Below are 26,415 nucleotides of genomic sequence, written 5' to 3'. Positions count from 1 at the left end.
ACCCGCCACCCGCCACCCGCTAGCCGCATCCGCATCCGCATCCGCACCCGCACCGCACCCGCATCCGACTGGTCCGCTTGACGCGGCGGAGCCACCAGGCGCATTATTCATCACATGATGAATTTCGCTCCCGACTCCGCTAGCGGCGCGGCAGACGGGACGGCGGGCACCCAGCCCGCCGCCATCCGCGCCGCAGACCTCAGCGTCGTCCGCGGCCCGCGCGAAGTACTCCGCAGCCTCGACTTCACCGTCCCGAGGGGGCAGATCACCGGCCTCCTCGGGCCCTCCGGCTGCGGAAAGTCGACCCTGATGCGTGCGGTCATGGGCACCCAGGCCAAGGTCACCGGGACCCTGGAGGTGCTCGGTCACCCCGCGGGCGACGCCCGGCTCCGCTCCCGTATCGGCTACGTCACCCAGGCACCGTCCGTCTACGACGACCTGACCGTCCGCCAGAACCTCGACTACTTCATGGCAATCCTCGACCCCGGCCGCGCGGCCGCCGCCCGCCGCCGCGAACACGTCACCCGGGCGATCGCCGAAGTCGACCTCACGTCACACGCCGACGCCCTCGCCGGAAACCTCTCCGGCGGCCAGCGCAGCCGCGTCTCCCTCGCGGTCGCCCTGCTCGGCACCCCCGAACTGCTGGTCCTGGACGAACCGACCGTCGGCCTTGACCCCGTACTCCGCCGCGACCTGTGGAACCTCTTCGCCGTCATCGCCGGCGGCGGCACCACCATCCTCGTCTCGTCCCACGTCATGGACGAGGCCGAGCGCTGCCACCGCCTGCTCCTGATGCGCGAGGGCGAGATCCTCGCGGACGACACCCCGGACGCCCTGCGCACCCGCATGGACTGCGAAACCGTCGAGGGCGCCTTCCTCCGCCTGGTCGACGAGGCAGCCGCCCGCAAGGCGGCCCAGACGGCCCACGCGACCCGGCACGACAAGGAGTCCGCACGATGAGCACCGCCGTACTCTCCGGCCCCCGGACCCTCGCCACCGCCGCGCGCGTCCTGCGCCAACTGCGCCACGACCCGCGCTCCATCGCGCTGATGCTCCTGGTCCCCTGCGTGATGCTGCTCCTACTCCGGTACGTCTTCGACGGCAGCCCGGGCACCTTCAACAACATCGGCGCCTCACTGCTCGGCATCTTCCCGCTGATCACGATGTTCCTGGTGACCTCCATCGCCACCCTGCGCGAACGCACATCGGGCACCCTGGAACGCCTGCTCGCCATGCCACTGGGCAAGGCCGACCTGATCGTCGGCTACGCCATCGCCTTCGGCACCCTGGCCGTCATCCAGTCCTTGCTCGCCACCGGCCTCGCCCTGTGGGTACTCGGCCTCGACGTGATCGGCAGCCCCTGGCTGCTCCTCCTGGTCGCCCTGCTGGACGCGATCCTCGGCACCGCCCTCGGCCTGTTCGTCTCGGCCTTCGCGGCCTCCGAGTTCCAGGCGGTCCAGTTCATGCCGGCCGTGATCTTCCCCCAGCTCCTGCTCTGCGGCCTGTTCACCGCCCGCGAGAACATGCAGCCGGTCCTGGAGAAGATCTCCAACGTCCTGCCCATGTCGTACGCGGTCGACGGTATGAACGAAGTCCTGCGGCACACCGACATCACCGCCAACTTCGTCCGCGACGTGGTGATCGTCGCCCTCTGCGCCGTGTTCGTCCTCGTCCTTGGCGCGGCCACCCTCCGCCGCCGCACCGCCTGACGGCCACCACACCGCCGTACCGCCCATCGGACACGCCGCCCCGAGGTGCACCCCTGGTGCGAGGATGACTCCGGACGACACCAGCACCCGGAGGGCGAACCCGACATGACACAGAAAGTCGCCGTGCTCGGCACCGGCAAGATCGGCGAGGCCCTGCTCAGCGGAATGATCCGGGCCGGCTGGGCCCCCGCCGACCTGCTGGTCACCGCCCGCCGCCAGGAGCGCGCCGACGAGCTCCGCACCCGCTACGGCGTCACCCCGGTCAGCAACGCCGAGGCCGCCAAGACCGCCGACACCCTCATCCTCACGGTCAAGCCGCAGGACATGGGCACCCTGATGGACGAACTCGCCCCGCACGTCCCCGCCGACCGCCTGGTCATCAGCGGCGCCGCAGGCATCCCCACCTCCTACTTCGAGGAGAGGCTGGCCCCGAACACCCCGGTCGTCCGGGTCATGACGAACACCCCGGCCCTGGTGGACGAGGCGATGTCCGTCATCTCGGCCGGCAGCCACGCCACCGCCGAGCACCTCGCCCACGCCGAGGAGATCTTCGGCGGCGTCGGCAAGACCCTCCGCGTCCCCGAGGCCCAGCAGGACGCCTGCACCGCACTCTCCGGCTCGGGCCCGGCGTACTTCTACTTCCTCGTCGAGGCCATGACGGACGCGGGCATCCTCCTCGGCCTGCCCCGCGACAAGGCCCACGACCTGATCGTCCAGGCCGCGATCGGCGCCGCCGTGATGCTCCGCGACAGCGGCGAACACCCGGTCAAGCTCCGCGAGAACGTCACCTCGCCCGCGGGCACCACCATCAACGCCATCCGCGAACTCGAGAACCACGGCGTACGAGCCGCCCTCATCGCCGCTCTCGAGGCCGCCCGCGACCGCAGCAGAGAACTGGCCTCAGGCAACGGCTGACCTGCCCCTGGTGACCCGCTGTCCCTTGCCCCGCGTCCGGGGCACTGTCAGTACATGTGCTTGAACCGGGCGCAGCGCCTGACACTCGGCGCCCAGGTTCCCCGCGCAACGTAGCCGGGCAGCGTCTCGCGTTCGAGGGCCGCCGCCTGGTCAACCTCTCTGGGATGTCTGCAATGCGAATCTGGGCACTCCGGCGCACCCTGAGGATATGAACGTCAGGGGCGAGCGCGGAGAGGGGCGGCGCTTGTAGTGCTGGTCATCGAGCTGCGACTGACGCATCCATGGAATGCATCGCAGGCGGCTGCTTGGGAGCGCTCATGAGTGGTGATGCCGATCCTCCGCCCGCTGACTTGCCCTCGGCTTCTCCGCCCGCGCCGAAGCGGAGGCGTCTGGATCTCTTCCTCGCGGCCTCGGTCGGCGTGGTCGTAGGCGCTGGTGCCCTGGGGGCTGTGTGGGCTTTCACGGGTAGTGGAGACGGTGCCGCCCCGCCGGAAACTACGGGCAGCGTCGCGCCGTCAGCTCCTGATACCACGGCCCCAGCCACGTTCACTCTGACCGGAACGTTCGAGCTCACCGCCGGTGTTGTCAGTGACGGGAGCGGGGGCTGCAAGGGCGGTGATGGGTACGACGACATCGCCGAGGGCACCGCGGTCACGGTGTACGACGCGGCTGGGTCGGTGGTGGCCACCGCCTACCTCGGTGAATCGACGAGGGTTGGCACCACATGCCGGTTCGACGTGTCGGTCGACGACGTCCCCACGGGCAAGGGTTTCTACAAGGTGGAGGTCTCGCACCGGGGAACAGTTCAGTTGACGGAAGCCGACGCGAGGGCCGGGGCCTTCGGCGCCACGCTCGGCTGAGCACTTCGATCCCGTCGCCCTCGGACACCACGCCAGCGTAGGACCGAGGGCTGGTCAGAACCGGGGCTCAGAAACCGGCACTCAGTTGGCGGCGATGCCGTCGCCCTCGGATGCTGCGGCGGGCGGCTGTTCGACTACGAACGTGCCCAGGCCGACTTCGCCCCGCGTCCACCCCTGTTCCCGTACGTGCCGCATGGCCTTCGCTGCCGTCGCGTTCACCACGCCGGAGTCGCTGGCCTAGCCGCCGTGTCAGTGCCCCGCTGCAAGGGGGACCCGGTGATCCCCTTGAATAAGGACGCGTACGTCGTGCTGCTCGACCACGCCGCCGCCTGCCCCGGGTGCCGCACCACCCCGTTCCTGTGCCCCGAGGGCCAGCGCTTCGCGGACGCGCTGCGGACTGTGCAGACCCAGGAGGGTTACGACGCCGCGCCGGGTTGACACGCCCATACCCGCTCCGTAGTGTTCTCCGGGTTGCCCGACGTGAGCGCCGACTCCTGGTCGGTCCCCGGGCAGCCACTCCGCAAGATCTACTAGAACGAACTGCGCTCTGTCGTGGGCTCGTTTTCGTACGCTTTTGCAGGATGAGGAATCCGCGTTCGAAAGGGCGCAACCCCGATTAGGTCGGGGGCCCGGATTCCGCTAAAGTCTCACTCGTCGGAACGGCCCAACAGCCGGGAAGGCAAACCTCGCTGACTGGGGGTCAGGCCCGAAAGGATCTGATAGAGTCGGACTCGCCGGAAAGNCGTGAGGGAAACGCCCGGTTACATTCCGAACCCGGAAGCTAAGCCTTACAGCGCCGATGGTACTGCAGGGGGGACCCTGTGGGAGAGTAGGACGCCGCCGAACTAAATTTGAGCCCCGGCTCCCGAGTTTTCACTCGGGGGCCGGGGCTATTTTGCGTTTATGGTCGGAGTATGCGCTACGACCTGGTGATCTTCGACAACGACGGCGTCCTCGTGGACAGCGAGCCGCTCTCCAACACGATCCTCGCCGAGTACCTCACCGAGCTGGGGCACCCAACCACGTACGAGGAGTCCGTCCGTGACTACATGGGCTCGGCCATGCACCGCGTCCACGATCTGGTCCGCGAGCGGACCGGGCAGCAGCTGCCCGAGGACTTCGACGAGAAGTTCCACGCCCGGGTGTTCGCCGCGTTCCAGCGGGAGCTGAAGCCGGTGGCCGGAGTCACCGACGTGCTCGAGAAGCTCACCGTGGAGGGTGTCCCGTACTGCGTCGCCTCCTCCGGGACGCATGAGCGCATCCGGGTCGGACACCGGTCGACCGGACTCGACGAGTGGTTCGAGGAGGAGTGGATCTTCAGCTCGCAGGACGTGGGGCGGGGCAAGCCCGCGCCCGACCTCTTTCTGCACGCGGCCGAGCGGATGGGCGTAGCGCCCGAGCAGTGCGTCGTCGTGGAGGACAGTCCGCTCGGCGTCCGGGCCGCGCTCGCCGCCGGGATGGCGGTGTACGGGTACACGGCGATGATGCCCTCGGAGCGGCTGGAGGGGGCCAACGCGTACTTCTCCGACATGGGACGGCTGATGGAACTGCTGAGTTGATGTCGCAAGCGGCTACCGGCTGGTAGCGATCGGCCTTACGCTGTGCGGCCATGACAACTGCGCGGTTGCGGTACGGCAGGGCGTCCCTGGCGGTCAGTTTCCTCGTTCAGGGTGTGGCCTTCGCGCTTCTGGTGACGCGTATCCCCGCGATCCAGGACCGCTACGGGATATCCGACGGGCTGCTGCCCGCCTTCCTCGCCGCGGTGCCGATCCTCGCGGGGGTCGGCAGCGTCGCCACTGAGCGCCTGGTCCGACGGGTCAGGCCCAGTCGCGTACTGCGGTGGTCCCAGCCGGTGGTGCTGCTGTCGCTGCTCGGTGTGGGGGCCGGACGTGAGCTGTGGCAGGTGGCCGTCGCGCTGGGGGTGTTCGGGCTTTCGGTGGGTGCGCTGGACGCGTCCATGAACATGCTCGGGGTGAGCCTGCAGCGCACGTACGGGCGCAGCATCATGCTCGGCTTCCATGCGGCGTACAGCCTGGGTGGGATCGTCGGGGCCTCGCTGGCGTGGGTGGGGGCGCGTGGCGGGCTGCCGCTGTTCGTGGCGTATCTGCCGGTGGTCGTGGTGCTGGCGCCGGGGGTGTTGCTCGCCAGTCGCTGGTACGTGGACGGGGAGCGGCCTGAGCGGAGTGCTCCCACGGCTCCCACGGGAGGTGCGCGGCGGGAGCACTCGGTGTCGTTCAAGCTGCTGCTGCCGCTCTGCCTGGTGATGACGTTCGCGTATATCGGGGACTCGACGGTCTCCAACTGGAGTGCGAAGTATCTGCAGGACGTGCTCGGCGGCTCGGAGCAGCTGGCGACCGTCCCGTACAACATCTACATGGTCACGACGCTGATCGGGCGGGCCGTCGGGGATCTGGGGGTGCGCCGCTTCGGTGCGGTGGCGGTGGTGCGGGTGGGGACGGTCCTGGCGGCGCTCGGGTTCGCTGTGGTGGCTGTGGCGCCGGGGGCCTGGGTGGGGATGCTCGGCTTCACACTGCTGGGGCTCGGGCTGTGTGTGATCGTGCCGCAGACCTTCGCCGCGGCGGGGCGGCTCGCGGTGGAGCGGCACGGCCCCGGGGCGTCCGATGCGGCCGTCGCGCGGCTGAACATCTTCAACTATGTCGGGTTCCTGGTCGGTTCGCCGCTGGTCGGGGTGGTCGGGGACCTGTGGAGTTACCGGGGGGCCATGCTGGTGCCGATGGTGCTGGTGCTGGTCACCTTGCGGTACGCCCGCTCTTTTGCGCCAGAGTCGGACCGATACGGTGACGGGCATGAGCGGCCGCGCACAGCTGATGTGGGACGAGGCAGTAACGGGCTATGACTTCGGGCCCCAGCATCCGATGGACCCGGTGCGCCTTGCGCTGACCAGGAGTCTTATCGGTGCCTTCGAGCTCGAACGCCATCTGGCGGTCGTACGGGCCAAGCCCGCGGGGGACTCGACGCTGCGCCTGGTGCACCGCGAGGACTATGTGGACGCGGTCAAGGCGGCCTCGGCCGACCCGGGGGCGGCCGACGGGTCGTACGGCATCGGGACCCTGGACGATCCGGCCTTCGCCGGGATGCACGAGGTGTCGGCGCTGATCGCCGGGCAGTCGGTGGGCGCGGCCGAGGCCGTGTGGCGCGGCGATGTGGCGCACGCGGTGAACTTCGCCGGCGGGCTGCACCATGCGATGCCCGGCGGTGCGGCCGGATTCTGTATCTACAACGACGCGGCGCTGGCGATCGCCCGGCTCCTGGAGCTCGGTGTCGAGCGGGTGGCGTATGTGGATGTGGACGTGCACCACGGGGACGGGGTGCAGGCGGCGTTCTGGGAGGACCCGAGGGTTCTGACGATCTCGCTGCACGAGCATCCGCGGACCCTCTTTCCGGGGACCGGGTGGCCGCAGGAGACGGGCGCGGCCGAGGGCGGCGCGGCCAATGTGGCGCTGCCCGCGGGGACCGGGGACGCGGGGTGGCTGCGGGCCTTCCATGGTGTGGTGCCCGAGCTGCTCGCCGAGTTCCGGCCGCAGGTGCTGGTGACCCAGCACGGCGCCGACACCCACTTCGAGGATCCGCTGGCGCATCTGGCGGTGTCGCTTGACGCGCAGCGGATGGTGCAGGAGGCGTGCCATGACCTGGCTCACGAGTACGCCGACGGGCGCTGGGTCGCGCTGGGTGGCGGCGGGTACGCGGTGGTGGACGTGGTGCCGCGGTCCTGGACGCATCTGACGGCGATCGCGGCGGGGCGGCCGATCCCGCCGACGGCCGAGGTGCCCGAGGAGTGGCGGGCCGAGGTGTACGCGCGGACTCGGCAGCCCGCGCCGCGGCGGATGACGGACGGGCGGGTGCCGGAATGGAAGGACTGGGAGTCCGGTTACGACCCCGCCGACCGGCTGGATCAGGCGGTGCTGGCGACGCGGCGGGCGGTGTTTCCGTTGCGGGGGCTGCTGCCGTAGGGCCTACCGCCTGCTTGGGCAGCCAGCTTCTTGCTTGGGCAGCCAGCTTCCGGCGACTCGCGGAGCGTACGCGTGGTTACGCCGACTGTGCGGTGTTTTCGGGGTTTTGGGGGCTGCCGGGGGAGGGGTGCGGCAGCATCGCAGGGTGTTGAGCACCGGCGCGCTACGTGCGCATCTGCTGGCGGCCCGGCTGGCCGGGCCCGTGGCCACTACGCGGGAGGCCAGCCTGCGGAGCTATCGTCTCTTCGCGGCCAGGGACCCACGGGTGCTGCTCGGGCTCGATCCGGAACGGCCCTGGGGGGCCCGGGATCTGATCGCGCTGATGGCCGACAGGTGCGGGGTTTCGGCCGATCCCGAGCACACCACCGGGCCGGATGTGATCGACCCCGAGCGAACCCTGGCGGGGCTGGACGCCTTTGCCCAGAGGCTGGGTGCGGCAGCGGAACGCCGGGCCCCGGTGCTGCTGGGGACCGGTCATCCGCACCGGCTCCTGGGCTTCTACGCCGCCCTGGCAGACGCTTTGTCGACAGTGGGATGTGCCGTCCTCACCCCCGCGCGGGGTAGCTCTGTCGACATAACGACCCGGTTCGGCCTACGCACGTACAACCTTGACTACGTACGAAGAGTCGCGTTGGTGCGCGAAGGCGGCGGAGGGAGCCCGGGTTGTGCGACCGGCGCACATACCCACTCACCCCTCCCGGTTCGTACCGTTCTGGCCGCTGCCGCGGAGGCCGGCGGGCCGCTGCCCGAGCTGGTGATCGGGGATCACGGATGGGTCTGCGGTGCAGGTCAGCTAGGTATTGAGGCGATCGGACTGGCGGATACGGATGATCCCGCGCTGTTCGTCGGAGAGGCCGAGGGGCGGGTGTCCGTCGCCGTTCCGCTTGATGACGCTGTGCGGTCTGATTACTACCGACCGCTTACTCGCTATGTACTCAATCGAGCGTGTCTGTCACGGTAGGCGGCCGATCGCAGCTCCTCTTCCCCACTCGCATCACCCGCCCCTACTCTGGGAGTGAGCGCACAGCGACAAGGAGTCACCGGAAGGGGAAGCCGGTGTCCATCGCGTGCGGAAGGTTCAGGTGTGTCATGGCTGCTGGCGAGAGGCCTCTCAGTGAGGTTGTGTTCCTGACCGTGGCGGAGGTCGCCACGGTGATGCGAGTATCCAAGATGACCGTGTACCGCTTGGTGCACAGCGGTCATCTGCCCGCCATCCGGGTGGGGAGGTCCTTCCGAGTCCCGGAGAACGCGGTCCACGAGTACCTTCGCGACTCCTACGTGGGGGTGGAGACGGGCTGATCGGCCACCTCGATTACGGGCTCGGAGCTTGGGCGGGTAGGCTAGGCCGACGTAGGTCGTGTGGGCCCAGTCTGCCCCGCACCAAGTGATGAGAAGTGAGCGAGGGTAGTCGTGGGCTCTGTTATCAAGAAGCGGCGTAAGCGGATGGCCAAGAAGAAGCACCGCAAGCTGCTGAAGCGCACCCGCGTTCAGCGTCGCAACAAGAAGTAAGCGACTGCTGAGACAGCGCGCTCCGAAGCCCTCCGCCGCAAGGTGGGGGGCTTCGGCAGTTTCGGGGGCCGTTTCCGGGGGCGGCTTCGGGGCGGTTCCGGGGCGGTTTCGGGGGCGACTTCCCGTCACCTCGTGCAGCATGCGGTCATCACAGCGCAACATCAACCCGCTACGGNTCGGGGGCGGGGGTGGGGCTGGACTCCCGCTCGCCGCCGTCGGACGGGGTGGGGCTCGTCTCGTCCTTGGGCGGGTCGAGCAGTCCGCCGGTGCCGCCGCCGAGCAGCCCGTCGTCCTGCTGGGAGCCGGAGCTGTCGGGCTGCGGCCCGCTGCTGCTGCCCGGCTGGCCGGTGGCGGCTCCGGCAGCGGCGCCGTCCGATGCGGAGTCGGAGCCGGAGGCGCTGGGCCTCGGGCTGTCCTGCTCGCCGGTGGCGCCGGGGCTCTGCTGGCTCGGGCGCTCGGAGCCGCGGCTCTTGTCGTCCGGGGACAGCGGGAGTTGTGACTGCAGCGGAGCGACCTCTGCGTCTATGGCGTCGAAGACCGAGCTCACTTCTTCACTGACGTCGGTCAGCTGGATGGGCAGCCGGTCGCGCAGGGCGCTCCAACTGTCGCGGTGTGAACGGGAGAAGGACTCCAGGGACTGGATCGGGCCCAGGGAGCCGTCGCGTTCGTGTGCTTCGTGGAGCAGCCGGTGGCCCTCGGCGGCGTTGTGCCGCATGCCGGACAGGGCGCGCCTGATCTCGCCGAGGGACTCGTGGTCCAGGGGGCCGGAGCGGTCGCGCTCCATGAGGCGGCGGGCCTCGGACAGCCGAGTGGAGGCCTGGTCGAGGTGGAGCTCGCCGCGTGAGGAGTCACTGCCGGCCAGGTTGAGCTTGAAGTCCTCCATGCCGCGCTTGAGGCCGTACAGCGAGTCGCCCGGCAGGGCGTCGGAGCTGGCGGCGGCCACACCGCCGAAGGCTCCGGCGGCCACACCGACGGTGAGTCCGCCCGCTGCGAGGCCCTTCGACAGGCGGGAGCGCGGTCGCAGCTTGCCCAGCGGGCCTGCCCGGTGGGCGCCCTTGCGGGACCGCTGCTCGGGCACTGAGGCCTCGCCGCCCGGCACGGTGCCGTCCTGCAGCATGGCCTCCATGGCGGCCACCAGCTGTGCCCGCTGGACCACCTTGACCTCGGGGTCCAGCTGTGGTTTCGGTCGCTCGCCGATATCGGCCGCCAGGGCCAACAGTCTGTCCCGCTCGGCCTCTTCGGAGGAGCGGGGGACTGCTGACTGTTCGGCCGCCGTGCCCTGGTCGGACTGTTCATCCAGGGCCTGGGCGAAGGCGTTCGCCCGCCGGTGTGCCGAAACATTCGCGATCACTGGCGGCACCTCCTCTCGTCATGACGTCCGACTCCCCAGGGGGTCCTGAGGGTTGCACGTCCTGAGCACGGCCACACGATCGAGTGAGCGGCTGCGGACAGGGTGCGACCACAGGGAGCCTGCATCCCACACAACGACCGTCGCGGCACTTGGGTTACGGACGGAAGATGATCGGACCGCTTTCGCATCGTGTGGTCACCCATGGCGAGTTGGCAGTCGCGGTACGTCGCCGGGCGGGCCGCCCGGCGAGACTACCGGGCATCGTCGGGGAGCAGCCGGGCGAGGGTGCGGACCGCGCGGTACTGCAGGGTCTTGATGGCCCCTTCGTTCTTGCCCATCACGCGGGCGGTCTCGGCGACCGAGAGCCCCTGCAGGAAGCGCAGGGTCACGCACTCCTGCTGCTGCGGGTTGAGCCGGCGTACGGCCTCCAGGAGGGCGGCGTTGGAGAGGGACTCCAGGACGGAGTCCTCCGGGCTGCGCTCGACCTCGTTGGCGTCGAGCATCTCGCCGGTGGTCACTTCGAGCCGGAAGCGGCTCGACTTGAAGTGGTCGGCGACCAGATTGCGGGCGATCGTGACCAGCCAGGCGCCGAAGTCACGCCCCTGCCAGGTGAAGGTGCCGATCCTGCGCAGGGCGCGCAGGAAGGTCTCGCTGGTCAGGTCCTCGGCGGTGGCCTTGCCCCCGACGCGGTAGTAGATGTAGCGGTACACGGTGTCGCTGTACTGGTCGTACAGGCGCCCGAAGGCGTCGGTCTCACCGGCCTGGGCGCGCTCGACCAGGTCCATCATGCGGGCGCTGTCGCTGTCCGCGGCGGGGCGGCGGGCGGTCGTCGACGCGCCCGCGCTTGAGCGGGTGCGTCTGCCGACGGCCGCGGTGTTCTCGGCCAGGGCATAGCAGGGGCCGACAGGTGCAGGGACGGCGAAGGCGGGGACGGCGTACGCGGTGGGGACGAAGCCGCGCAAGTGGTCGATGACCGTTGCGCGGAGCGTAGCCAGGCCCGAGGCGTCAACCCCGACGTGTGGGTACACGGGACTCCCAGAGGCAGAGCTTCCATCACGTTCAGTGCGGGACCGGTCACGCGTCGTGGCAACGTGTGGGGTCCTGTGTGCGTCTGAGGAGAATAACGCTTCGTACAGGCAGTGCTACACCCAGTTGCTCAAATCATCGATTACGTCTCTTCTGTTACCGATCCACGCCGCTTTAAGTACCGGAGCGTGAGCGGTTGTTGATCGGATTAGACCGTGATCTGTCTGGGTGCGGGGCGTGTTGTGGCCGAGTGCCATGAAGGGGACTGGCGGGGCGGGGGCGCGGGTGCTGCGTTTTCCCGGGGGCGTTGACATGTGCGGCTCCGCCGCGTGGCCCCCGGGCCCCCAGCCGGACAAGCAGGTCAGTGGCGGCGGCGGTGTACGGCGATCGCGGCCGCGGTGCCGCCGGCCAGGGCGCCGACACCGGCCGCGGCGGGAATGCCGACCTTGGCCGCCTTGCGCCCCGTGCGGTAGTCGCGCAGTCGCCAGTCGCGTGCGCGTGCGTGCTTGCGCAGTTTGCTGTCCGGGTTGATCGCGTACGGATGCCCGACGAGGGACAGCATCGGGATGTCGTTGTGCGAGTCGCTGTACGCGGCGCAGCGGCCCAGATCGAGACCCTCGGCCGCGGCCAGCGCGCGCACCGCCTCGGCCTTCGCCGGGCCGTGCAACGGCTCGCCCACCAGCTTGCCGGTGTACACACCGTCCACGGACTCGGCGACCGTGCCGAGCGCCCCGGTCAGGCCCAGCCTGCGGGCGATGATCGTCGCGGTCTCCACGGGGGCGGCGGTGACCAGCCAGACCCGCTGGCCCGCGTCCAGGTGGGCCTGGGCCAGGGCGCGGGTGCCCGGCCAGATGCGCTCGGCCATGTACTCGTCGTAGATCTCCTCGCCGATGGACATCAACTCGGAGACCCGGTGGCCCTTGACGATGGACAGCGCGCTGTCGCGGGCGTCCTGCATGTGCTCGGGGTCCTCGACCCCGGCCAGCCGGAACCAGGCCTGCTGCCAGGCGAACCGGGTGAGGTCGCGGCGCTGGAAGAACTTCCGCTTGTAGAGGCCGCGGCCGAAGTGGAAGATCGCGGCGCCCTGCATCACGGTGTTGTCGAGGTCGAAGAAGGCGGCGGCCTTGTCGTCGCCGACGACGGGGAACTCCGGCGCGCGCTCCGCCTCCTGGGCTTCGGCGGGTGCGAGCGCCTCTGGTTCTTCGAGTTCCTGCAGTTCCTGCGACGACTTGCGCGCTGCCTCTGCCGAGGCCTCGCCTGCCAGAACGCTTCGCGCGGTGGCGGAGCGCCTACGGGGAGTGAGCCATCCGAGAGCGGCCATGCCCGTGAGCATAGCCAGTCTGTTCGGCGGATCCGGGGTCGAACGGATTCGAAGCCTGTGAACAGTCCGCTACCGCGCCGTTAAGGGGACGGTCGGGTACCGGAGGCGGGCTCGGTCGTGGGGGAGTGGAGTAAGGCGGGTGCGGCGGGGCTGGGGGTCCCCGGACGCGTACGGGCGCGCGAGAATGGGCGGTATGAGCCCCATTTTCCGCCGCGCGGGCAAGAGCGCGGACAAGAAGAAGCCTGAGGACCGACTCGTCACCCTGATCGGCAAGCCCGACTGTCATCTGTGTGAAACGGCACAGGAAGTGATCGAGAAGGTCTGCGGCGAGACGGGAGCCGCCTGGGAGACCAAAGACATCACGCAGGACGAGGAGCTGTACCGGAAGTACTGGGAGCAGATCCCGGTGGTGCTGATCGACGGCGACCAGCACGACTTCTGGCGTGTGAACGAGGACCGCCTCCGGCGCGCCCTCACCACCTAACCCTGTTCCGGACTGACCGGCTGGTCTGAAAAGTCGTTTACGATCGAAGGCGGTTTGGGTTGTGGGGGCAGGAAATCGTAAGGAGTGTGGGCGGTCTTGTCCCCTTTGGGTACCCAACGTGGCTGCCTGTGCGGTGGTTCCACGATGGCGCATAAGTGGTGCGTGACCCCGGTCACTTTGGCCGGACAAAGCGGACACAATCTTTGTGCACGCGTTCACAAAGACATAGCCTGCATTCGACGGGGCGGTCTTGGGACAAGCGACCGCCCGCAGCCCCGCTCTACCCGCAGGAGCACCGTGGCAACTGGCCGAACTCACCGACCGGCGACCCGTAGCCGAGGGATTCCCGAGGCCACTGTCGCCCGGCTTCCGCTGTACCTCCGCGCCCTGACGGCACTGTCCGAGCGCTCGGTACCCACGGTCTCCTCCGAGGAGCTCGCGACCGCGGCGGGGGTCAACTCCGCGAAGCTGCGCAAGGACTTCTCCTACCTGGGGTCCTACGGAACACGCGGTGTGGGGTACGACGTCGAGTACCTCGTCTACCAGATCTCCCGCGAACTGGGCCTGACCCAGGACTGGCCGGTCGTGATCGTCGGTATCGGTAACCTCGGCGCCGCGCTGGCCAATTACGGCGGCTTCGCCTCCCGCGGCTTCCGGGTCGCCGCACTGATCGACGCCGATCCGGCGATGGCCGGAAAGCCCGTGGCGGGAATGCCGGTGCAGCACACCGATGACCTGGAGAAGATCATCCAGAGCAATGGTGTCTCCATCGGCGTCATCGCGACCCCGGCCGGTGCGGCCCAGCAGGTGTGCGACCGGCTGGTCGCGGCCGGTGTCACCTCCATCCTGAACTTCGCGCCGACCGTCCTGTCGGTGCCGGACGGCGTCGACGTACGCAAGGTCGACCTCTCGATCGAGCTGCAGATCCTCGCCTTCCACGAGCAGCGCAAGGCCGGCGAGGAGGCCGACGCCGTCGCGGCCACCGCCGCCGACGCCGCGGCCTCGCCCGCCGACGCCGTAGCGACGCCCGCGCCCGCCGCGCACGGCGACGCCGGGGCCGATGTCGATGCCGCCGACCGGAAGGGACCCGACGGGGATGTCCCCGCCGTGATGCCGGCATGAGTCTTCTCGTCGTCGGGCTGAGCCACCGCAGCGCACCGGTCAGCGTCCTGGAGCGGGCCGCGCTCGCCCCTGACGCGCAGGTCAAGCTGCTGCACGACGCGGTCGCCGCCGAGCCGACCGCCGAGGCCACGCTGCTCGCCACCTGCAACCGCATCGAGCTGTACGCCGACGTGGACAAGTTCCACGCGGGCGTCGCCGAGCTCTCCACCCTGCTCTCGCAGCACAGCGGGGTCGGGCTCGAGGAGCTCACTCCCTATCTTTATGTGCACTACGAGGACCGCGCCGTCCACCACCTGTTCTCGGTGGCCTGCGGGCTGGACTCCATGGTCGTCGGCGAGGGGCAGATCCTCGGCCAGATCAAGGACTCGCTCGCCACAGCGCAGGACCAGCACACCGCGGGCCGCCTGCTGAACGACCTCTTCCAGCAGGCGCTGCGGGTCGGCAAGCGCGCGCACTCCGAGACCGGCATCGACCGGGCCGGGCAGTCGCTCGTCACCTTCGGCCTTGAGCAGCTCGCGGCGGACTCGCCCGTCGAGCGCTGGGCGGACGGCAAGCGGGTCCTGGTGATCGGCGCGGGCTCGATGTCCTCGCTCGCGGCGGCGACGCTGGCGCGGGTCGGGGTCGCCGAAGTGGTCGTCGCCAACCGGACGTTGGAACGGGCCGAGCGGCTCGCGCGCAACCTCGCGGACGGCGGGCCCGGTGTCGTGGCCAGGGCCGTACCGATGGAGCTCGTAGCGGCCGAACTGACACGAGTCGATGTCGCCGTCTCCTGTACGGGGGCCACGGGGCTCGTACTGACGGGTGACGCCGTGGCTACCGCGCTGGCCGGGCGGCCGACGCCTGCCTCTGACGGGGCCGTGCGCCCCGACGTCTCGCGGCTGCGGGCTCCTGACGGGAGTCTGGTGGCGCGGCTCGCGGCCGCGGCCGCGCGCGATGGGCGGATCGTTGACGCCTCTGCCTCCGCCGTGGATTCCGGTGCGGGGTCTGCCGCCGGGTGCCCCGTGGTGCCGGAGGGCGCCCCCGCCGACGCCGAGTCTCTGGGGCTGCACGGCACCTGGGTCGACAACGGGTCGACGTTGGAGCGGCCTGCGGTGTCGGTGGCGGAATCCGTCCAAGGCGACCCCGTACTCACGGTGGTGCCCACGGCGGGCGACACTTCGCCGACGCGGCTCGCCCTGCTCGATCTGGCCATGCCCCGGGACATCGACGCCGCCGTGCACCGGCTCGACGGCGTACGGCTGGTCGACATCGAGTCGCTCGCCGAGGCATCCGCCGACGCCCCCATGGCCGCCGACGTCGACCAGGTGCGCGAGATCGTCGCCGCCGAGGTCAGCGCCTTCGGTGCCGCCCAGCGGGCCGCGCAGATCACCCCGACCGTGGTCGCCCTGCGCACCATGGCCGCCGACGTCGTGGAGAGCGAGATCACCCGCCTGCGCGGCCGCCTCCCCGACCTGGACGAGCGGCAGCACGCCGAGATGACGCAGACGGTGCGCCGCGTCGTCGACAAACTCCTGCACGCCCCGACCGTGCGGGTCAAGCAGCTCGCCAGCGAGCCCGGCGGCGCCGGGTACGCCGATGCGCTGCGAACACTCTTCGACCTCGATCCGGAGACGGTCGCCGCCGTCTCACGGGCCGATACGGTCGATACGGACGACCCGAATAGAGGGCGGTCATGAACCCGAAGGCACTCAGGCTGGGGACGAGGCGAAGCAAGCTCGCCATGACCCAGTCCGAGCAGGTGGCGAAGGCCGTACGGCAGGTGACCGGGCGGGCCGTCGAGCTTGTCGAGATCACGACGTACGGTGACACCTCGCGCGAGCAGCTCGCGCAGATCGGCGGTACCGGCGTCTTCGTCACCGCGCTGCGCGACGCGCTGCTCGGCGGCGAGGTGGACTTCGCCGTGCACTCGCTGAAGGACCTGCCGACCACCCAGCCGGACGAGCTGGTGCTGGCCGCGATCCCGCAGCGCGAGGACCCCCGCGACGTACTGATCGCACGCGACGGACTGACCTTCGCCGAGCTCCCGGACGGCGCCCGCGTCGGCACCGGCTCGCCGCGGCGGATGGCCCAGCTCAACGCGTACGCCCGCAACCACGGTCTGCGTATCGAGACCGTGCCGATCCGGGGCAACATCGACACCCGGATCGGTTTCGTACACAGTGGTGAGCTGGACGCCGTGGTGCTTGCCGCGGCCGGGCTCAACCGCGTCGGCAGGATCGACGAGGTGACCGACTTCCTGTCGGTCGACGTGATCCTGCCCGCCCCCGGCCAGGGGGCACTGGCTGTCGAGTGCACCGCCGCCAACGCGGACCTCGCCGCCGCTCTCGCCGAGCTCGACGACCCGCACACACGGGCCGCCGTGACCGCCGAGCGTTCCCTGCTCGCCGCCCTGGAGGCCGGCTGCTCCGCACCTGTGGGTGCGTTGGCCGATCTGCTGGCCGACGGTCAGGTTGTCAAGGAAATGCGCCTGCGCGGCGTCGTCGGCGCGACCGACGGCTCGACGCTGGTGCAGTTGTCCACCACCGGTCCCGTACCCCACACGCATGACCAAGCGGAGGCTCTGGGCCACGAGCTCGCGGCCGAGATGCTGGCCAAGGGTGCGGCCGGTCTGATGGGGGAGCGAGCACTTTGAGCCCCACCGCCTCTGTACCTTCACCTTCGGCGTCCACCGCGCCAGGGCACGTCACCTTCCTTGGTGCCGGACCCGGGGATCCGGGACTGCTCACACTACGGGCGGTCGAGGCACTCGCCGGAGCGGACGTACTGATCGCCGATCCGGATGTTCTCGATGTCGTACGTGCTCATGCGCGGGCCGGCGCCGAGATCCCCGGCATGCCGCAGCAGCCGGTGGCTGACGCGTCATCAACACCCGCGGATGCGGCCAATCTTGTCATGGCGGCCGCGCGCGGCGGCAAGCGGGTCGTCCGTGCGGTGAGCGGCGACCCCGGCCTCGACACCGGCGCTGGTGACGAGATGCTCGCCTGCGCCGCGGCGGGCATCACCTTCGAGGTGGTGCCGGGTGTCGCGACCGTGGTCGGGGTGCCCGCGTACGCGGGGGTGCCGCTGCGGGACGGGCAGGGCGCCGATGTGCGCTTCGTCGACGCCCGTACGGCATCCGACCGCTGCTGGACCGAGGTCGGCGCGAGCGACGGCACGGTCGTGGTGTCGGTGGCGCTGGACGGGGTCGTCGCGGCCGCCGGTGAACTCGTGGCCGCGGGCCGTAAACCGGACACCCCGATGACGGTCACCGTCGCCGGGACGACGACCCGGCAGCGTACGTGGAACGCGACGCTCGGCTCGGTCGCCCAGGTGCTCAAGCAGGCCAAGGTGCTGCCCTCGCCGCAGGGACACCAGCCCGTCATAGCCGTGGTCGGTGAGCGTTCCGCCGCCGCCCGGCAGGGCCAGCTGTCCTGGTTCGAGTCCAAGCCGCTGTTCGGCTGGAAGGTGCTGGTGCCGCGGACCAAGGAGCAGGCGGCCTCGCTCTCCGACCAGCTTGTCTCGTACGGCGCTGTGCCGCACGAGGTCCCGACGATCGCCGTCGAACCGCCGCGTACACCGCAGCAGATGGAGCGCGCGGTCAAGGGCCTGGTGACGGGCCGGTACGAGTGGATCGCCTTCACGAGCGTCAACGCGGTGAAGGCCGTCCGTGAGAAGTTCGAGGAGTACGGGCTCGACGCGCGTGCCTTCGCGGGGATAAAGGTCGCCGCGGTCGGCGAGCAGACCGCGAACGCGCTGATCGCGTTTGGTGTGAAGCCGGATCTGGTGCCCAGCGGTGAGCAGTCCGCCGCGGGTCTCCTGGAGGACTGGCCGCCGTACGACCCGGTCTTCGACCCGATCGACCGGGTGTTCCTGCCGCGGGCCGACATCGCGACGGAGACGCTGGTCGCGGGGCTCATCGATCTGGGGTGGGAGGTCGACGACGTCACCGCCTATCGGACGGTACGGGCCTCGCCGCCGCCCGCGGAGACGCGTGAGGCGATCAAGGGCGGTGGCTTCGACGCGGTCCTGTTCACCTCGTCCTCGACCGTGCGGAACCTGGTCGGGATCGCCGGGAAGCCGCACAACGTGACGGTGATCGCCTGTATCGGTCCGGCGACCGCGAAGACCGCCGAGGAGCACGGGCTGCGGGTGGATGTGATGGCTCCGGAGCCGTCGGTCCTGAAGCTGGCTGAGGCGCTGGCGGACTTCGGCGCGGGGCGCCGGGCGGCGGCGCTGGAGGCCGGGGAGACGGTGACCCGGCCCAGCGAGCGGCGGCCGGGCGCGCGGCGCAGGCGGGCTACTACCTAGTCCCCTGGACCCCCGTTGGACCCCCGTTTTGTCCTCAATCGCCGGACGGGCTGATAATTCAGCCCGTCCGGCGAGGTTTTGACACCACGAGGTGAGAAGTCAGTGACTACGTACGGTTCATTTCCCGGGGCGCGGCCTCGGCGGCTTCGTACCACTCCCGCCATGCGGCGCATGGTCGCCGAGACCCGGCTGCACCCGGCCGATCTGATCCTGCCCGCGTTCGTGCGGGAGGGCGTCAGTGAGCCGGTGCCGATCAGCGCGATGCCGGGTGTCGTTCAGCACAGCCGGGACACCCTGCGGAAGGCCGCCGTGGAGGCGGTCGAGGCCGGGGTTTCCGGGATCATGCTGTTCGGGGTGCCGGACGACGCCAAGAAGGACGGCGCGGGTACGGCGGGCACCGACCCGGACGGGATTCTGCAGGTCGCGCTCCGCGATGTGCGCAGCGAGGTCGGGGACGAGCTCGTCGTCATGTCCGACCTCTGCCTGGACGAGTACACCGACCACGGGCACTGCGGCGTGCTGGCCGCCGACGGCCGCGTCGACAACGACGCGACTCTGGAGCGGTACGCCGAGATGGCGCAGGTCCAGGCCGACGCGGGTGCCCATGTGGTGGGCCCGAGCGGCATGATGGACGGTCAGGTCGGCGTCGTCCGCGACGCGTTGGACCAGGTGGGCCACGAGGACGTGTCGATCCTCGCCTACACCGCGAAGTACTCCTCCGCCTTCTACGGTCCGTTCCGCGAGGCCGTCGGGTCCTCGCTCACGGGCGACCGCAAAACGTACCAGCAGGACCCTGCCAACGCCCGTGAGTCCCTGCGGGAGTTGGCGCTCGACCTCGAAGAGGGCGCCGACATGGTGATGGTCAAGCCCGCGGGCCCCTACCTGGACATCCTGGCGAAGGTCGCGGCCTCGGTGGACGTGCCGGTGGCGGCGTACCAGATCTCCGGCGAGTACGCGATGGTCGAGGCGGCCGCCGAGAAGGGCTGGATCGACCGGGACAAGGCGATCCTGGAGAGCCTGACCGGGATCAAGCGTGCGGGTGCGGACATGATCCTCACGTACTGGGCCACAGAGGTGGCGCGGCAGCTCTGAGGTACGCGTCGACCTGGGCGCGGTCGTAGCCCCGCCGGGCGAGTTCGAACTCCGGCGGGGCTGTTGGCGTCTTGGCGGCGCCGTCGGCCAGCGCCGCCACGTAGGCGTCGACCTGGTCTCTGTCGTATCCCCTGCGCGCGATGTCGAACATGGCGTGAATCTACGCGTCAGCGGGGGCCGGGGCCAGTGCCGTCCAGCTGGAGCAGGTCCGACAGGCGGGACATGCCGTCGGCCGCGTGGCCCTCGGCGATCGCGCGGTCGAGGAGCTTCTGGAAGGGCGCGAAGAGCTCGCCGCTGATGCCCTGTTCGGCGTAGGCATGCAGGAAGTTGGGGAAGGCGGCCTGGTTGACGGCGAGGCTGGACACGTCGGTCAGGTGCTGCCCGGAGTCGATCGCCTCGCCCCACTCGGGCGCGGCCGACAACATGGCGCTGACCCACGGCACCAGGCGCTCCGAGAACTCCGCGGCGGAGATGCCCTCCGAGCGGACCAGCGTGAAGGCCTGCACCACGCCGATGAACATGCCGTACATGCCGGTGAGCAGGGCCAGGTCCTGGAGCGCGGCCAGGCCGGGATCGGTTCCGGTCCAGCGCGTTTCGGCCATGGCCGCGAGGGTGGCGCGGTGCTCCTCGTACGCCTTCTGGTCGCCGCTGTAGAGGACGTACGCGCCCGTCTCCGGGACCCCGATCATCTGCGGTACGGCCATGATGCCGCCGTCGATGTACCGGGCGCCGCGCTCGGTGACCCAGGCGGCGAGGGCGCGGGCCTGGCCGGGGGTGCCGTTGGTGACGTTGACGACGGTCTTGCCGGTGAGGTCGAGGTGTTCGCTGTCCAGGACCTCGCGCACGTGGTCGTTCGCCAGCAGGCAGACGATCACCAGCGGGCTGGCGGTGACGGCGTCGGCGGCGGTGTCGGCGGGCGTCGCGCCCTGGGCGGCGAGCGGTCCGGTCTTGGCGGGGCTGCGGTTCCAGACGGTGGTGGAGTGTCCGGCCTTGAGCAGGGCGGTGGCGAGGACGGTGCCCATCATGCCGAGGCCGAGGACGGAGGCGGAGGTGGTGGGCGCGGAGGCAGGCATGGGGAGCCCTTTCAGGCGGGGTGGTGGGGAGTGGTCTCATCCTCGCCGGGGCGCGCTCGGTGTCACAAGTACCGACTATTAAGTGGGGTACTCACCTTTTGGTAGGTGGCCGCTGACAACCGGGGCAGCCTGCTCGGGGTTCTCCGGGGGCGTACCCACCTGCCTGAGTACGCGTACTCATGAGGGGCGCTCCCGCGTCTTGCAGGGTGGGTCGTACACACCACCCAGAGGGAGCCAACCATGCGTACGACCAACCGAGTTCGCGCCACGCTCGGCCTCGCACTGGCCGGAGTGACCGCCGTGATCCTGACCGGTTGCTCGTTGGAGGACGCGAGCTGCGGCGGCGGCGAGTATCCGGTCATGACGGTCGGCAGCACCGGCAGCGCATGCGTGTCCAACGGCGAGGAGCCGCCGAAGGGGTACGTCCGCTATCCGGAGGGCAAGGTTCCCGAGCACGTGGGCGACAAGTGGGACAAGTACTGGGAGACCCACACCGTGGACGAGAACGGCAAGATCATCAAGGCTCCTGCCGACGAGTGAGCTTGGCTCCACGGCCGACGTGACATCGCGAACGCCCCGCACGCGCCTCCCGGGAGGTGAGTGCGGGGCGTTCTCTTGCGTGTGCCTGTGTGCGGCAGGTGCAGTTGTGGGCCGCGCTCGTCGTCCGCGAGCGGCTCAAGTTCCTTTACACCGTGCCGACTTTCCAGCACCCCACTGGGCGGACGATGCCCGCCGTGCGTCGGCAGCCGGTCGCCGAGGTCGCGGTGCGGGCTGTGGGCAGGCCGCCGACCTGCACACGCCGAACCCCAGGTTCGGTGAGGCCGACCGACGAGTGGCGCGGGTGGTCTGGTGCGGCTGACCGACCAGACCACCCGTGGCGGGCACCTCAGAGGCGCTCGGGCGTCCTGATGCCCAGCAGGGCCATGCCCCGGTGCAGGGTGCGGGCCGTGAGGTCGCACAGGAACAGGCGGTTCTCGGCGACATCGGCAGGGACCCCGGACTTCAGCACCGGGCACTGGTCGTAGAACGTAGTGAAGCGTGAGGCCAGCTGGTAGAGGTACGCCGCCAGCTTGTGCGGTGCGTACTCGTGCGCCGCGTCCGCGATGACCTCCGCGAACTGGTCCAGGTGCAGACCCAGCGCGCGCTCGGCCGGGGCGAGTTCCAGCTCGGGGTGTGCCACCGGCCGGGACTCGCCCGCCTTGCGGAGGATGGACTGGATACGGGCGTACGCGTACTGGAGGTAGACCGAGGTGTCGCCGTTCAGGGACACCATCTGGTCCAGGTCGAACTTGTAGTCGCGGGCCGCCGACGTGGACAGGTCCGCGTACTTCACCGCGCCGATGCCGACCTGCGCGCCCCGCTCGGCGATCTCCTCCTCGGTGAGCTCGCCCCTGGTGTCCTTCTCGCGTACGACGACCGTCGCCCGGTCGATCGCCTCGTCGAGGAGGTCGACCAGCCGGACCGTCTCGCCCTCACGGGTCTTGAACGGCTTGCCGTCCTTGCCGAGCACCGTGCCGAACGCCAGCTGGACCGCCTTGACGTCCTCGTCGTTCAGCCAGCCAGCCCGGCGGGCCGTCTCGAAGACCATCTTGAAGTGCAGCGACTGCCGGGCGTCCACCACGTACAGCAGAGTGCTCGCCTTCAGCTGGAAGACGCGGTCGCGGATCGCGGAGAGGTCGGTGGCCGCGTAGCCGTAGCCGCCGTCGGACTTCTTGACGATCAGCGGGGTCGGGTTGCCGTCCGGGCCCTTGACGTCGTCGAAGAAGACGCAGAGCGCGCCGTTGGAGCGGACCGCGACGCCCGACTCCTCCAGCAGGCTGCAGGTCTCCTCCAGCATGGCGTTGTATCCGGACTCACCGACGATGTCCGCGTCCTGGATCTCCATGTCCAGCTTGTGGAACACCGAGTAGAAGTAGACCTTCGACTCGTCGACGAACTTCCCCCACATCGCGAGGGTCTCCTCGTCGCCCGCCTGGAGGTCCACGACCCGGCGCCTGGCCCGGTCCTTGAACTCCTCGTCGGCGTCGAAGACCGTCCGCGCGGCCTTGTAGAGCCGGTTGAGGTTGGACATGGCCTCCTCGCCGGAGGCCTCTTCGTCGGTGGCGGCGGACGCCTTGTGGTCCAGCTCGTGCGGGTGCTCGATCAGGTACTGGATGAGCATGCCGAACTGGGTGCCCCAGTCGCCGATGTGGTGGCGCCTGACCACCTTCTCGCCGGTGAACTCCAGGATCTCCACCATCGCCGCGCCGATCACGGCGGACCGCAGGTGGCCGACGTGCATCTCCTTGGCCACGTTCGGCTGCGCGTAGTCGATCACCGTGGTGCCCGCGTCCGGGGCGTACGGGACGCCGAGCCGGTCGCCGTCGGCGGCGCGGGCGGCCAGGGTCTCGGTGATCGCCCGGTCGGAGACGGTGATGTTGAGGAAGCCGGGTCCGGAGACCTCGATCTCCTTGATCAGGTCGGCCTCGCCGCCCTGCGGAAGACCGTCGGTGACCTTCGCCGCCAGCTCGCGCGGGTTGCCCTTGAGCTTCTTGGCGAGCGCCAGGATCCCGTTGACCTGGAAGTCGGCCCGGTCGCTTCGGCGCAGCAGCGGGTCCGCGGAACCGGCCTCCGGCAGGGCTGCCGTGAGGGCGTCCGCGAGGCGCTGGTGGACCGTCGAAGCAAGGGAAGGGACCGAGGCCATGGGGTGCCGTTCCTGTCGGTGGTGGGGTTGTTGGTCGTAGGGATTCTCCCATGGGCGCGCCACCGGTTTCTCGGGGGAAACGGGCGGCTTGTTCCCGGGAGAGACGGGCGGCTCGTTCCCGGGGGAGACGGCGACTCGCTCCCGGGGGAGACGGCCGCTCGTTCCGGGCGAGACGGCCGCTCGTTCTCGGGAAGGCGGGCAACCACGGAGCAACCCGCTCCGTCTGGGAGAATGGCTTACGCCAGATGTCGTGAATCCTTCAGGAAGCAGAGGACGTGCCGATCGTGGCTCAGAGCACAGAGACAACCGACTGGGTCTCCCGCTACGCGGACGAGGTCATCGAGGAGTCGGAGCGTCGTGCGCCTGGGAAACCGGTGGTCGTCGCGTCCGGCCTGTCCCCCTCGGGCCCGATCCACCTGGGCAACCTGCGCGAGGTGATGACCCCGCACCTGGTCGCCGACGAGATCCGCCGCCGCGGCTACCAGGTCAGGCACCTGATCTCCTGGGACGACTACGACCGGTACCGCAAGGTCCCGGAGGGTGTCCCCGGCACCGACAAGTCCTGGGCCGAGCACATCGGCAAGCCGCTGACCTCGGTCCCGGCCCCGGCAGGATCCGCGTACCCGAACTGGGCCGAGCACTTCAAGGCCGCGATGACCCGCTCGCTGGACGAGCTGGGCGTCGAGTACGACGGCATCAGCCAGACCGAGCAGTACACCTCGGGCGTCTACCGCGAGCAGATCCTGTTCGCGATGAAGCACCGCGGCGACATCGACGCGGTCCTCGCCCAGTACCGCACCAAGAAGGCCCCGGCCAAGAAGTCGCAGAAGCCCGTCGACGAGGCCGAGCTGGAGGCCGCCGAGGGCTCCGGCGCCGCGAGCGAGGACGACGGCAGCAGCGGCTCGGCCGGGTACTTCCCGTACAAGCCGTACTGCACCGCCTGTCAGAAGGACCTGACCACGGTCACCTCGTACGACGACGAGAGCACCGAGCTGGCGTACACCTGCCAGTGCGGCCACGCCGAGACGGTGCTGCTGTCCGAGTTCAACGGCGGCAAGCTGGTCTGGAAGGTCGACTGGCCGATGCGCTGGGCCTACGAGGGCGTGATCTTCGAGCCGAGCGGTGTCGACCACTCGTCGCCCGGGTCGTCGTTCCAGGTCGGCGGCCAGATCGTCGGGATCTTCGGCGGCAAGCAGCCGATCGGCCCGATGTACGCCTTCGTGGGCATCTCGGGGATGGCCAAGATGTCGTCCAGCAAGGGCGGAGTGCCGACTCCCGCGGACGCGCTGCAGATCATGGAGCCGCAGCTGCTGCGGTGGCTGTACGCGCGGCGGCGCCCGAACCAGTCCTTCAAGATCGCCTTCGACCAGGAGATCCAGCGGCTGTACGACGAGTGGGACAAGCTCGTCGCCAAGGTCGCCGACGGCTCCGCGCTGCCCGCCGACGCGGCCGCGTACGCACGGGCCGCCGCGACCGCCGCCGGTGACCTGCCGCGTACCCCGCGCCCGCTGCCGTACCGGACGCTGGCCTCCGTCGCGGACATCACGGCCGGAGCCGAGGACCAGACTCTGCGCATCCTGTCCGAGCTCGACCCGACCCAGCCGCTGGCCTCGCTGGACGACGTACAGCCCCGACTGGACCGGGCCGAGGCCTGGATCTCCACCCAGGTACCGGCCGAGTCGCGCACCGTCGTACGGGAGACCCCGGACGCGGAGCTGCTGGGCTCGCTGGACGAGCAGGGGCGCGAGTCGCTGCGGCTGCTGCTTGAGGGGCTTGACGAGCACTGGTCGCTGGACGGGCTGACGCACCTGGTCTACGGCGTGCCGAAGGTGCAGGCCGGGTTCTCGCCGGACGCGACGCCCAAGGAGCTGCCGTCGGAGATCAAGGGCGCGCAGCGGTCGTTCTTCGCGCTGCTCTACCGGCTGCTGGTCAGCCGGGACACCGGGCCGCGGCTGCCCACGCTGCTGCTCGCGGTGGGGGCGGACCGGGTGCGCAAGCTGCTTGGCGCGTAGCAGGTCCTAGGGGGCGTCTCCTAGGGGGAGACACTCCCTGGTGCACCCCTAGTGCGTGATGACCGGACGGGCTCCCTGGGGCCCGTCCGGTCCTGTTTTGCGGGCACACGCATATCGCGGTCGCGGATCAGAAGAACCCGCAGGTGGGCGCCTCGGCGGTGGGCGCGGTCGCGGACTCGGCGCCGGTCGGCGCGTAGATCTCCAGGCGGATGCCGTCCGGGTCGGTGAAGTAGATGCCACCGGACGCGGCGCCCTCGCCGTGCGGCACCACGCCGTCGTAGGCGAATTCGGCGCCCAGATCGCGCAGGATGTCCTCGGCCGCCCGCACCTCGTCGATGGACTCGACCTGGAACGACAGGTGGTGCAGCCCGGCGCGGTCGGTGGGGAAGCCCTCGGTGCTCTGCTGCCAGAGCGTCACGAGCAGCTTGCCGTCGCGGCCGAGGAAGGCGAAGCGGCGGCCCTCCTCCTTGCCCTCGGCCTGCACCGCGAAGCCGAACACCTTCCCGTAGAAGTCCACGGAACGGTCCAGGTCGGTGACGTTCAGCCCGATGTGGCCGGTCTGCAGGGACTGGATGCTGCTCGTCGTCATCACACGCTTCTTCCGTCTGGGGTCGGGGGGATTTCCCCTAACCGGTGAAATGAAAGTTAGCGGTTAAGTGCGAGCAGTGTCAACTGGTCATGTGTCGATAGGGGGTTAGGGGTGGGGCTGTGGCGCGCTACGCGATGTGCTCTGCGTCCAGTTCCTGCTGGTAGCGGCCGCGGAAGTCCCGCAGATAGCCGCGCAGCGAACTCTCGGTCAGCGGGCCGCCGGTGCGGCCTGTCACGCCGTACAGGTCCTGGAGGTAGATCCCGAACTGGCGGGCGTTGGGGAAGTCGCCGTGCTCGTTGACGTACTTGCGGAACGCGCCGAAGTACGCCTCCTCGCGAGGGATGTCATCGGGGAGCGCGGAGGCCGCGGGCTCCTCGGGGGCGGGGTGCGGCTCCTGGCCCGCCTCGGGGG

The 26,415-nt window shown here is 70.0% G+C and carries 27 protein-coding genes, 1 rRNA gene and 2 pseudogenes; 21 read left to right on the top strand and 9 right to left on the bottom strand.

Translation table 11 applies throughout. The features are described 5' to 3' along the window. Positions 1-114 precede the first annotated feature (114 nt). The 4 genes from U9R90_RS14670 (at position 115) to U9R90_RS14655 (ending at position 3,484) form a co-directional block, all read left to right on the top strand. Positions 115-960, top strand: a complete 846-nt coding sequence (locus U9R90_RS14670; RefSeq protein ID WP_411056875.1) for an ABC transporter ATP-binding protein — start codon at positions 115-117, stop codon at positions 958-960. Then, positions 957-1,709 (top strand): ABC transporter permease, encoded by a 753-nt coding sequence (locus U9R90_RS14665; RefSeq protein WP_411056874.1) that lies wholly within the window; start codon positions 957-959, stop codon positions 1,707-1,709. Before U9R90_RS14670 ends, U9R90_RS14665 begins: the two co-directional genes overlap by 4 nt. Positions 1,710-1,814: 105 nt before the next feature. Next, the gene (proC, locus tag U9R90_RS14660) at positions 1,815-2,624 is read left to right on the top strand and encodes a pyrroline-5-carboxylate reductase (protein ID WP_411056873.1); all 810 of its coding nucleotides are present in this window, start codon (positions 1,815-1,817) and stop codon (positions 2,622-2,624) included. A 317-nt stretch (positions 2,625-2,941) separates the two neighbouring features. Next, positions 2,942-3,484 (top strand): hypothetical protein, encoded by a 543-nt coding sequence (locus U9R90_RS14655; protein WP_411056872.1) that lies wholly within the window; start codon positions 2,942-2,944, stop codon positions 3,482-3,484. An 81-nt stretch (positions 3,485-3,565) separates the two neighbouring features. On the opposite strand, the gene U9R90_RS14650 is transcribed toward U9R90_RS14655, so the two are convergent. Further along, positions 3,566-3,703, bottom strand: a complete 138-nt coding sequence (locus tag U9R90_RS14650; protein WP_411056871.1) for a hypothetical protein — start codon at positions 3,701-3,703, stop codon at positions 3,566-3,568. Positions 3,704-3,760: 57 nt separating this feature from the next. Here U9R90_RS14650 and U9R90_RS14645 point away from each other — a divergent pair, with 57 nt between their 5' ends. The 8 genes from U9R90_RS14645 to U9R90_RS14610 all read left to right on the top strand — a co-directional run bounded on the left by U9R90_RS14645 (position 3,761) and on the right by U9R90_RS14610 (position 8,964). Beyond that, complete coding sequence (locus U9R90_RS14645; protein ID WP_411056870.1) at positions 3,761-3,922, top strand: hypothetical protein; 162 nt, start codon at positions 3,761-3,763, stop codon at positions 3,920-3,922. 292 nt (positions 3,923-4,214) lie between these two features. Beyond that, positions 4,215-4,330 (top strand): 5S ribosomal RNA (rrf, locus tag U9R90_RS14640). A 68-nt stretch (positions 4,331-4,398) separates the two neighbouring features. Then, complete coding sequence (locus U9R90_RS14635) at positions 4,399-5,043, top strand: HAD family hydrolase (RefSeq protein ID WP_411056869.1); 645 nt, start codon at positions 4,399-4,401, stop codon at positions 5,041-5,043. A 50-nt stretch (positions 5,044-5,093) separates the two neighbouring features. Continuing rightward, positions 5,094-6,341 (top strand): MFS transporter, encoded by a 1,248-nt coding sequence (locus U9R90_RS14630; protein WP_411056868.1) that lies wholly within the window; start codon positions 5,094-5,096, stop codon positions 6,339-6,341. Beyond that, a complete protein-coding gene (locus U9R90_RS14625) occupies positions 6,292-7,455 on the top strand; it encodes an acetoin utilization protein AcuC (RefSeq protein WP_411056867.1) in 1,164 nt (387 codons plus the stop codon). Before U9R90_RS14630 ends, U9R90_RS14625 begins: the two co-directional genes overlap by 50 nt. Positions 7,456-7,600: 145 nt before the next feature. Next, a complete protein-coding gene (locus U9R90_RS14620) occupies positions 7,601-8,416 on the top strand; it encodes a phosphatase (protein WP_411056866.1) in 816 nt (271 codons plus the stop codon). A 128-nt stretch (positions 8,417-8,544) separates the two neighbouring features. Further along, positions 8,545-8,754, top strand: coding sequence for a helix-turn-helix domain-containing protein (locus tag U9R90_RS14615; RefSeq protein ID WP_411056865.1), 210 nt, complete (start codon positions 8,545-8,547; stop codon positions 8,752-8,754). Between the two features lie 111 nt (positions 8,755-8,865). Further along, positions 8,866-8,964 (top strand): 30S ribosomal protein bS22, encoded by a 99-nt coding sequence (locus U9R90_RS14610; protein ID WP_003948845.1) that lies wholly within the window; start codon positions 8,866-8,868, stop codon positions 8,962-8,964. Between the two features lie 169 nt (positions 8,965-9,133). On the opposite strand, the gene U9R90_RS14605 is transcribed toward U9R90_RS14610, so the two are convergent. The 3 genes from U9R90_RS14605 to U9R90_RS14595 all read right to left on the bottom strand — a co-directional run bounded on the left by U9R90_RS14605 (position 9,134) and on the right by U9R90_RS14595 (position 12,662). Continuing rightward, positions 9,134-10,315 carry a DUF5667 domain-containing protein gene (locus U9R90_RS14605; protein ID WP_411056864.1) on the bottom strand — a complete coding sequence of 394 codons (1,182 nt, stop codon included), beginning with the start codon at positions 10,313-10,315 and terminating at the stop codon, positions 9,134-9,136. Positions 10,316-10,566: 251 nt separating this feature from the next. After that, the gene (locus U9R90_RS14600) at positions 10,567-11,343 is read right to left on the bottom strand and encodes an ECF subfamily RNA polymerase sigma factor, BldN family (RefSeq protein WP_411056863.1); all 777 of its coding nucleotides are present in this window, start codon (positions 11,341-11,343) and stop codon (positions 10,567-10,569) included. Positions 11,344-11,702: 359 nt separating this feature from the next. After that, positions 11,703-12,662, bottom strand: coding sequence for an HAD family hydrolase (locus U9R90_RS14595; RefSeq protein ID WP_411056862.1), 960 nt, complete (start codon positions 12,660-12,662; stop codon positions 11,703-11,705). Positions 12,663-12,846: 184 nt separating this feature from the next. Between U9R90_RS14595 and U9R90_RS14590 the strand changes: the two genes are divergently transcribed. The 6 genes from U9R90_RS14590 (at position 12,847) to hemB (ending at position 19,647) form a co-directional block, all read left to right on the top strand. Then, entirely contained in the window at positions 12,847-13,146 is a 300-nt protein-coding gene (locus U9R90_RS14590) for a glutaredoxin family protein (RefSeq protein ID WP_411056861.1), read from the top strand. A gap of 297 nt (positions 13,147-13,443) precedes the next feature. Continuing rightward, a complete protein-coding gene (locus tag U9R90_RS14585) occupies positions 13,444-14,268 on the top strand; it encodes a redox-sensing transcriptional repressor Rex (RefSeq protein WP_411056860.1) in 825 nt (274 codons plus the stop codon). After that, positions 14,265-15,944: a glutamyl-tRNA reductase gene (locus U9R90_RS14580; protein ID WP_411056859.1), complete on the top strand. Its 1,680-nt coding sequence runs from the start codon at positions 14,265-14,267 to the stop codon at positions 15,942-15,944. Before U9R90_RS14585 ends, U9R90_RS14580 begins: the two co-directional genes overlap by 4 nt. Beyond that, entirely contained in the window at positions 15,941-16,900 is a 960-nt protein-coding gene (gene hemC / locus U9R90_RS14575) for a hydroxymethylbilane synthase (RefSeq protein ID WP_411056858.1), read from the top strand. The genes U9R90_RS14580 and hemC overlap by 4 nt, the downstream gene beginning before the upstream one ends. Then, entirely contained in the window at positions 16,897-18,555 is a 1,659-nt protein-coding gene (locus U9R90_RS14570; RefSeq protein WP_411056857.1) for a uroporphyrinogen-III synthase, read from the top strand. The genes hemC and U9R90_RS14570 overlap by 4 nt, the downstream gene beginning before the upstream one ends. 102 nt (positions 18,556-18,657) lie before the next feature. Next, on the top strand, positions 18,658-19,647 hold the full coding sequence (hemB, locus tag U9R90_RS14565; RefSeq protein WP_411056856.1) for a porphobilinogen synthase: 990 nt from the start codon (positions 18,658-18,660) through the stop codon (positions 19,645-19,647). Here hemB and U9R90_RS14560 read toward each other — a convergent pair. Beyond that, a complete protein-coding gene (locus tag U9R90_RS14560; protein ID WP_411056855.1) occupies positions 19,610-19,798 on the bottom strand; it encodes a DivIVA domain-containing protein in 189 nt (62 codons plus the stop codon). The two genes, hemB and U9R90_RS14560, sit on opposite strands and share 38 nt — an antisense overlap. Positions 19,799-19,814: 16 nt before the next feature. Continuing rightward, positions 19,815-20,720 carry an NAD(P)-dependent oxidoreductase gene (locus U9R90_RS14555; RefSeq protein ID WP_411056854.1) on the bottom strand — a complete coding sequence of 302 codons (906 nt, stop codon included), beginning with the start codon at positions 20,718-20,720 and terminating at the stop codon, positions 19,815-19,817. A gap of 240 nt (positions 20,721-20,960) precedes the next feature. On the opposite strand from U9R90_RS14555, the gene U9R90_RS14550 reads away from it, so the two are divergent. Then, the gene (locus tag U9R90_RS14550; protein WP_411056853.1) at positions 20,961-21,260 is read left to right on the top strand and encodes an SCO0607 family lipoprotein; all 300 of its coding nucleotides are present in this window, start codon (positions 20,961-20,963) and stop codon (positions 21,258-21,260) included. Positions 21,261-21,376: 116 nt separating this feature from the next. After that, positions 21,377-21,490, top strand: a pseudogene (locus U9R90_RS14545) (PLP-dependent aminotransferase family protein); the annotation flags it as partial. A 116-nt stretch (positions 21,491-21,606) separates the two neighbouring features. Here U9R90_RS14545 and argS read toward each other — a convergent pair. After that, the gene (gene argS / locus U9R90_RS14540; RefSeq protein WP_411056852.1) at positions 21,607-23,403 is read right to left on the bottom strand and encodes an arginine--tRNA ligase; all 1,797 of its coding nucleotides are present in this window, start codon (positions 23,401-23,403) and stop codon (positions 21,607-21,609) included. A gap of 275 nt (positions 23,404-23,678) precedes the next feature. On the opposite strand from argS, the gene lysS reads away from it, so the two are divergent. Next, positions 23,679-25,415 (top strand): lysine--tRNA ligase, encoded by a 1,737-nt coding sequence (gene lysS, locus U9R90_RS14535; protein WP_411056851.1) that lies wholly within the window; start codon positions 23,679-23,681, stop codon positions 25,413-25,415. A 127-nt stretch (positions 25,416-25,542) separates the two neighbouring features. Here the strand turns inward: lysS and U9R90_RS14530 are convergent, their stop codons facing one another. Further along, positions 25,543-26,004, bottom strand: coding sequence for a VOC family protein (locus U9R90_RS14530; RefSeq protein WP_411056850.1), 462 nt, complete (start codon positions 26,002-26,004; stop codon positions 25,543-25,545). 127 nt (positions 26,005-26,131) lie between these two features. Then, a pseudogene (locus U9R90_RS14525) lies at positions 26,132-26,415 on the bottom strand (hypothetical protein); the annotation flags it as partial.

Source organism: Streptomyces sp. E11-3 (assembly GCF_046540415.1).
Classification (GTDB): domain Bacteria; phylum Actinomycetota; class Actinomycetes; order Streptomycetales; family Streptomycetaceae; genus Streptomyces.
The sequence above is the reverse complement of the archived record's forward strand: the minus strand, read 5'-3'. Positions and strand labels throughout refer to the sequence as shown.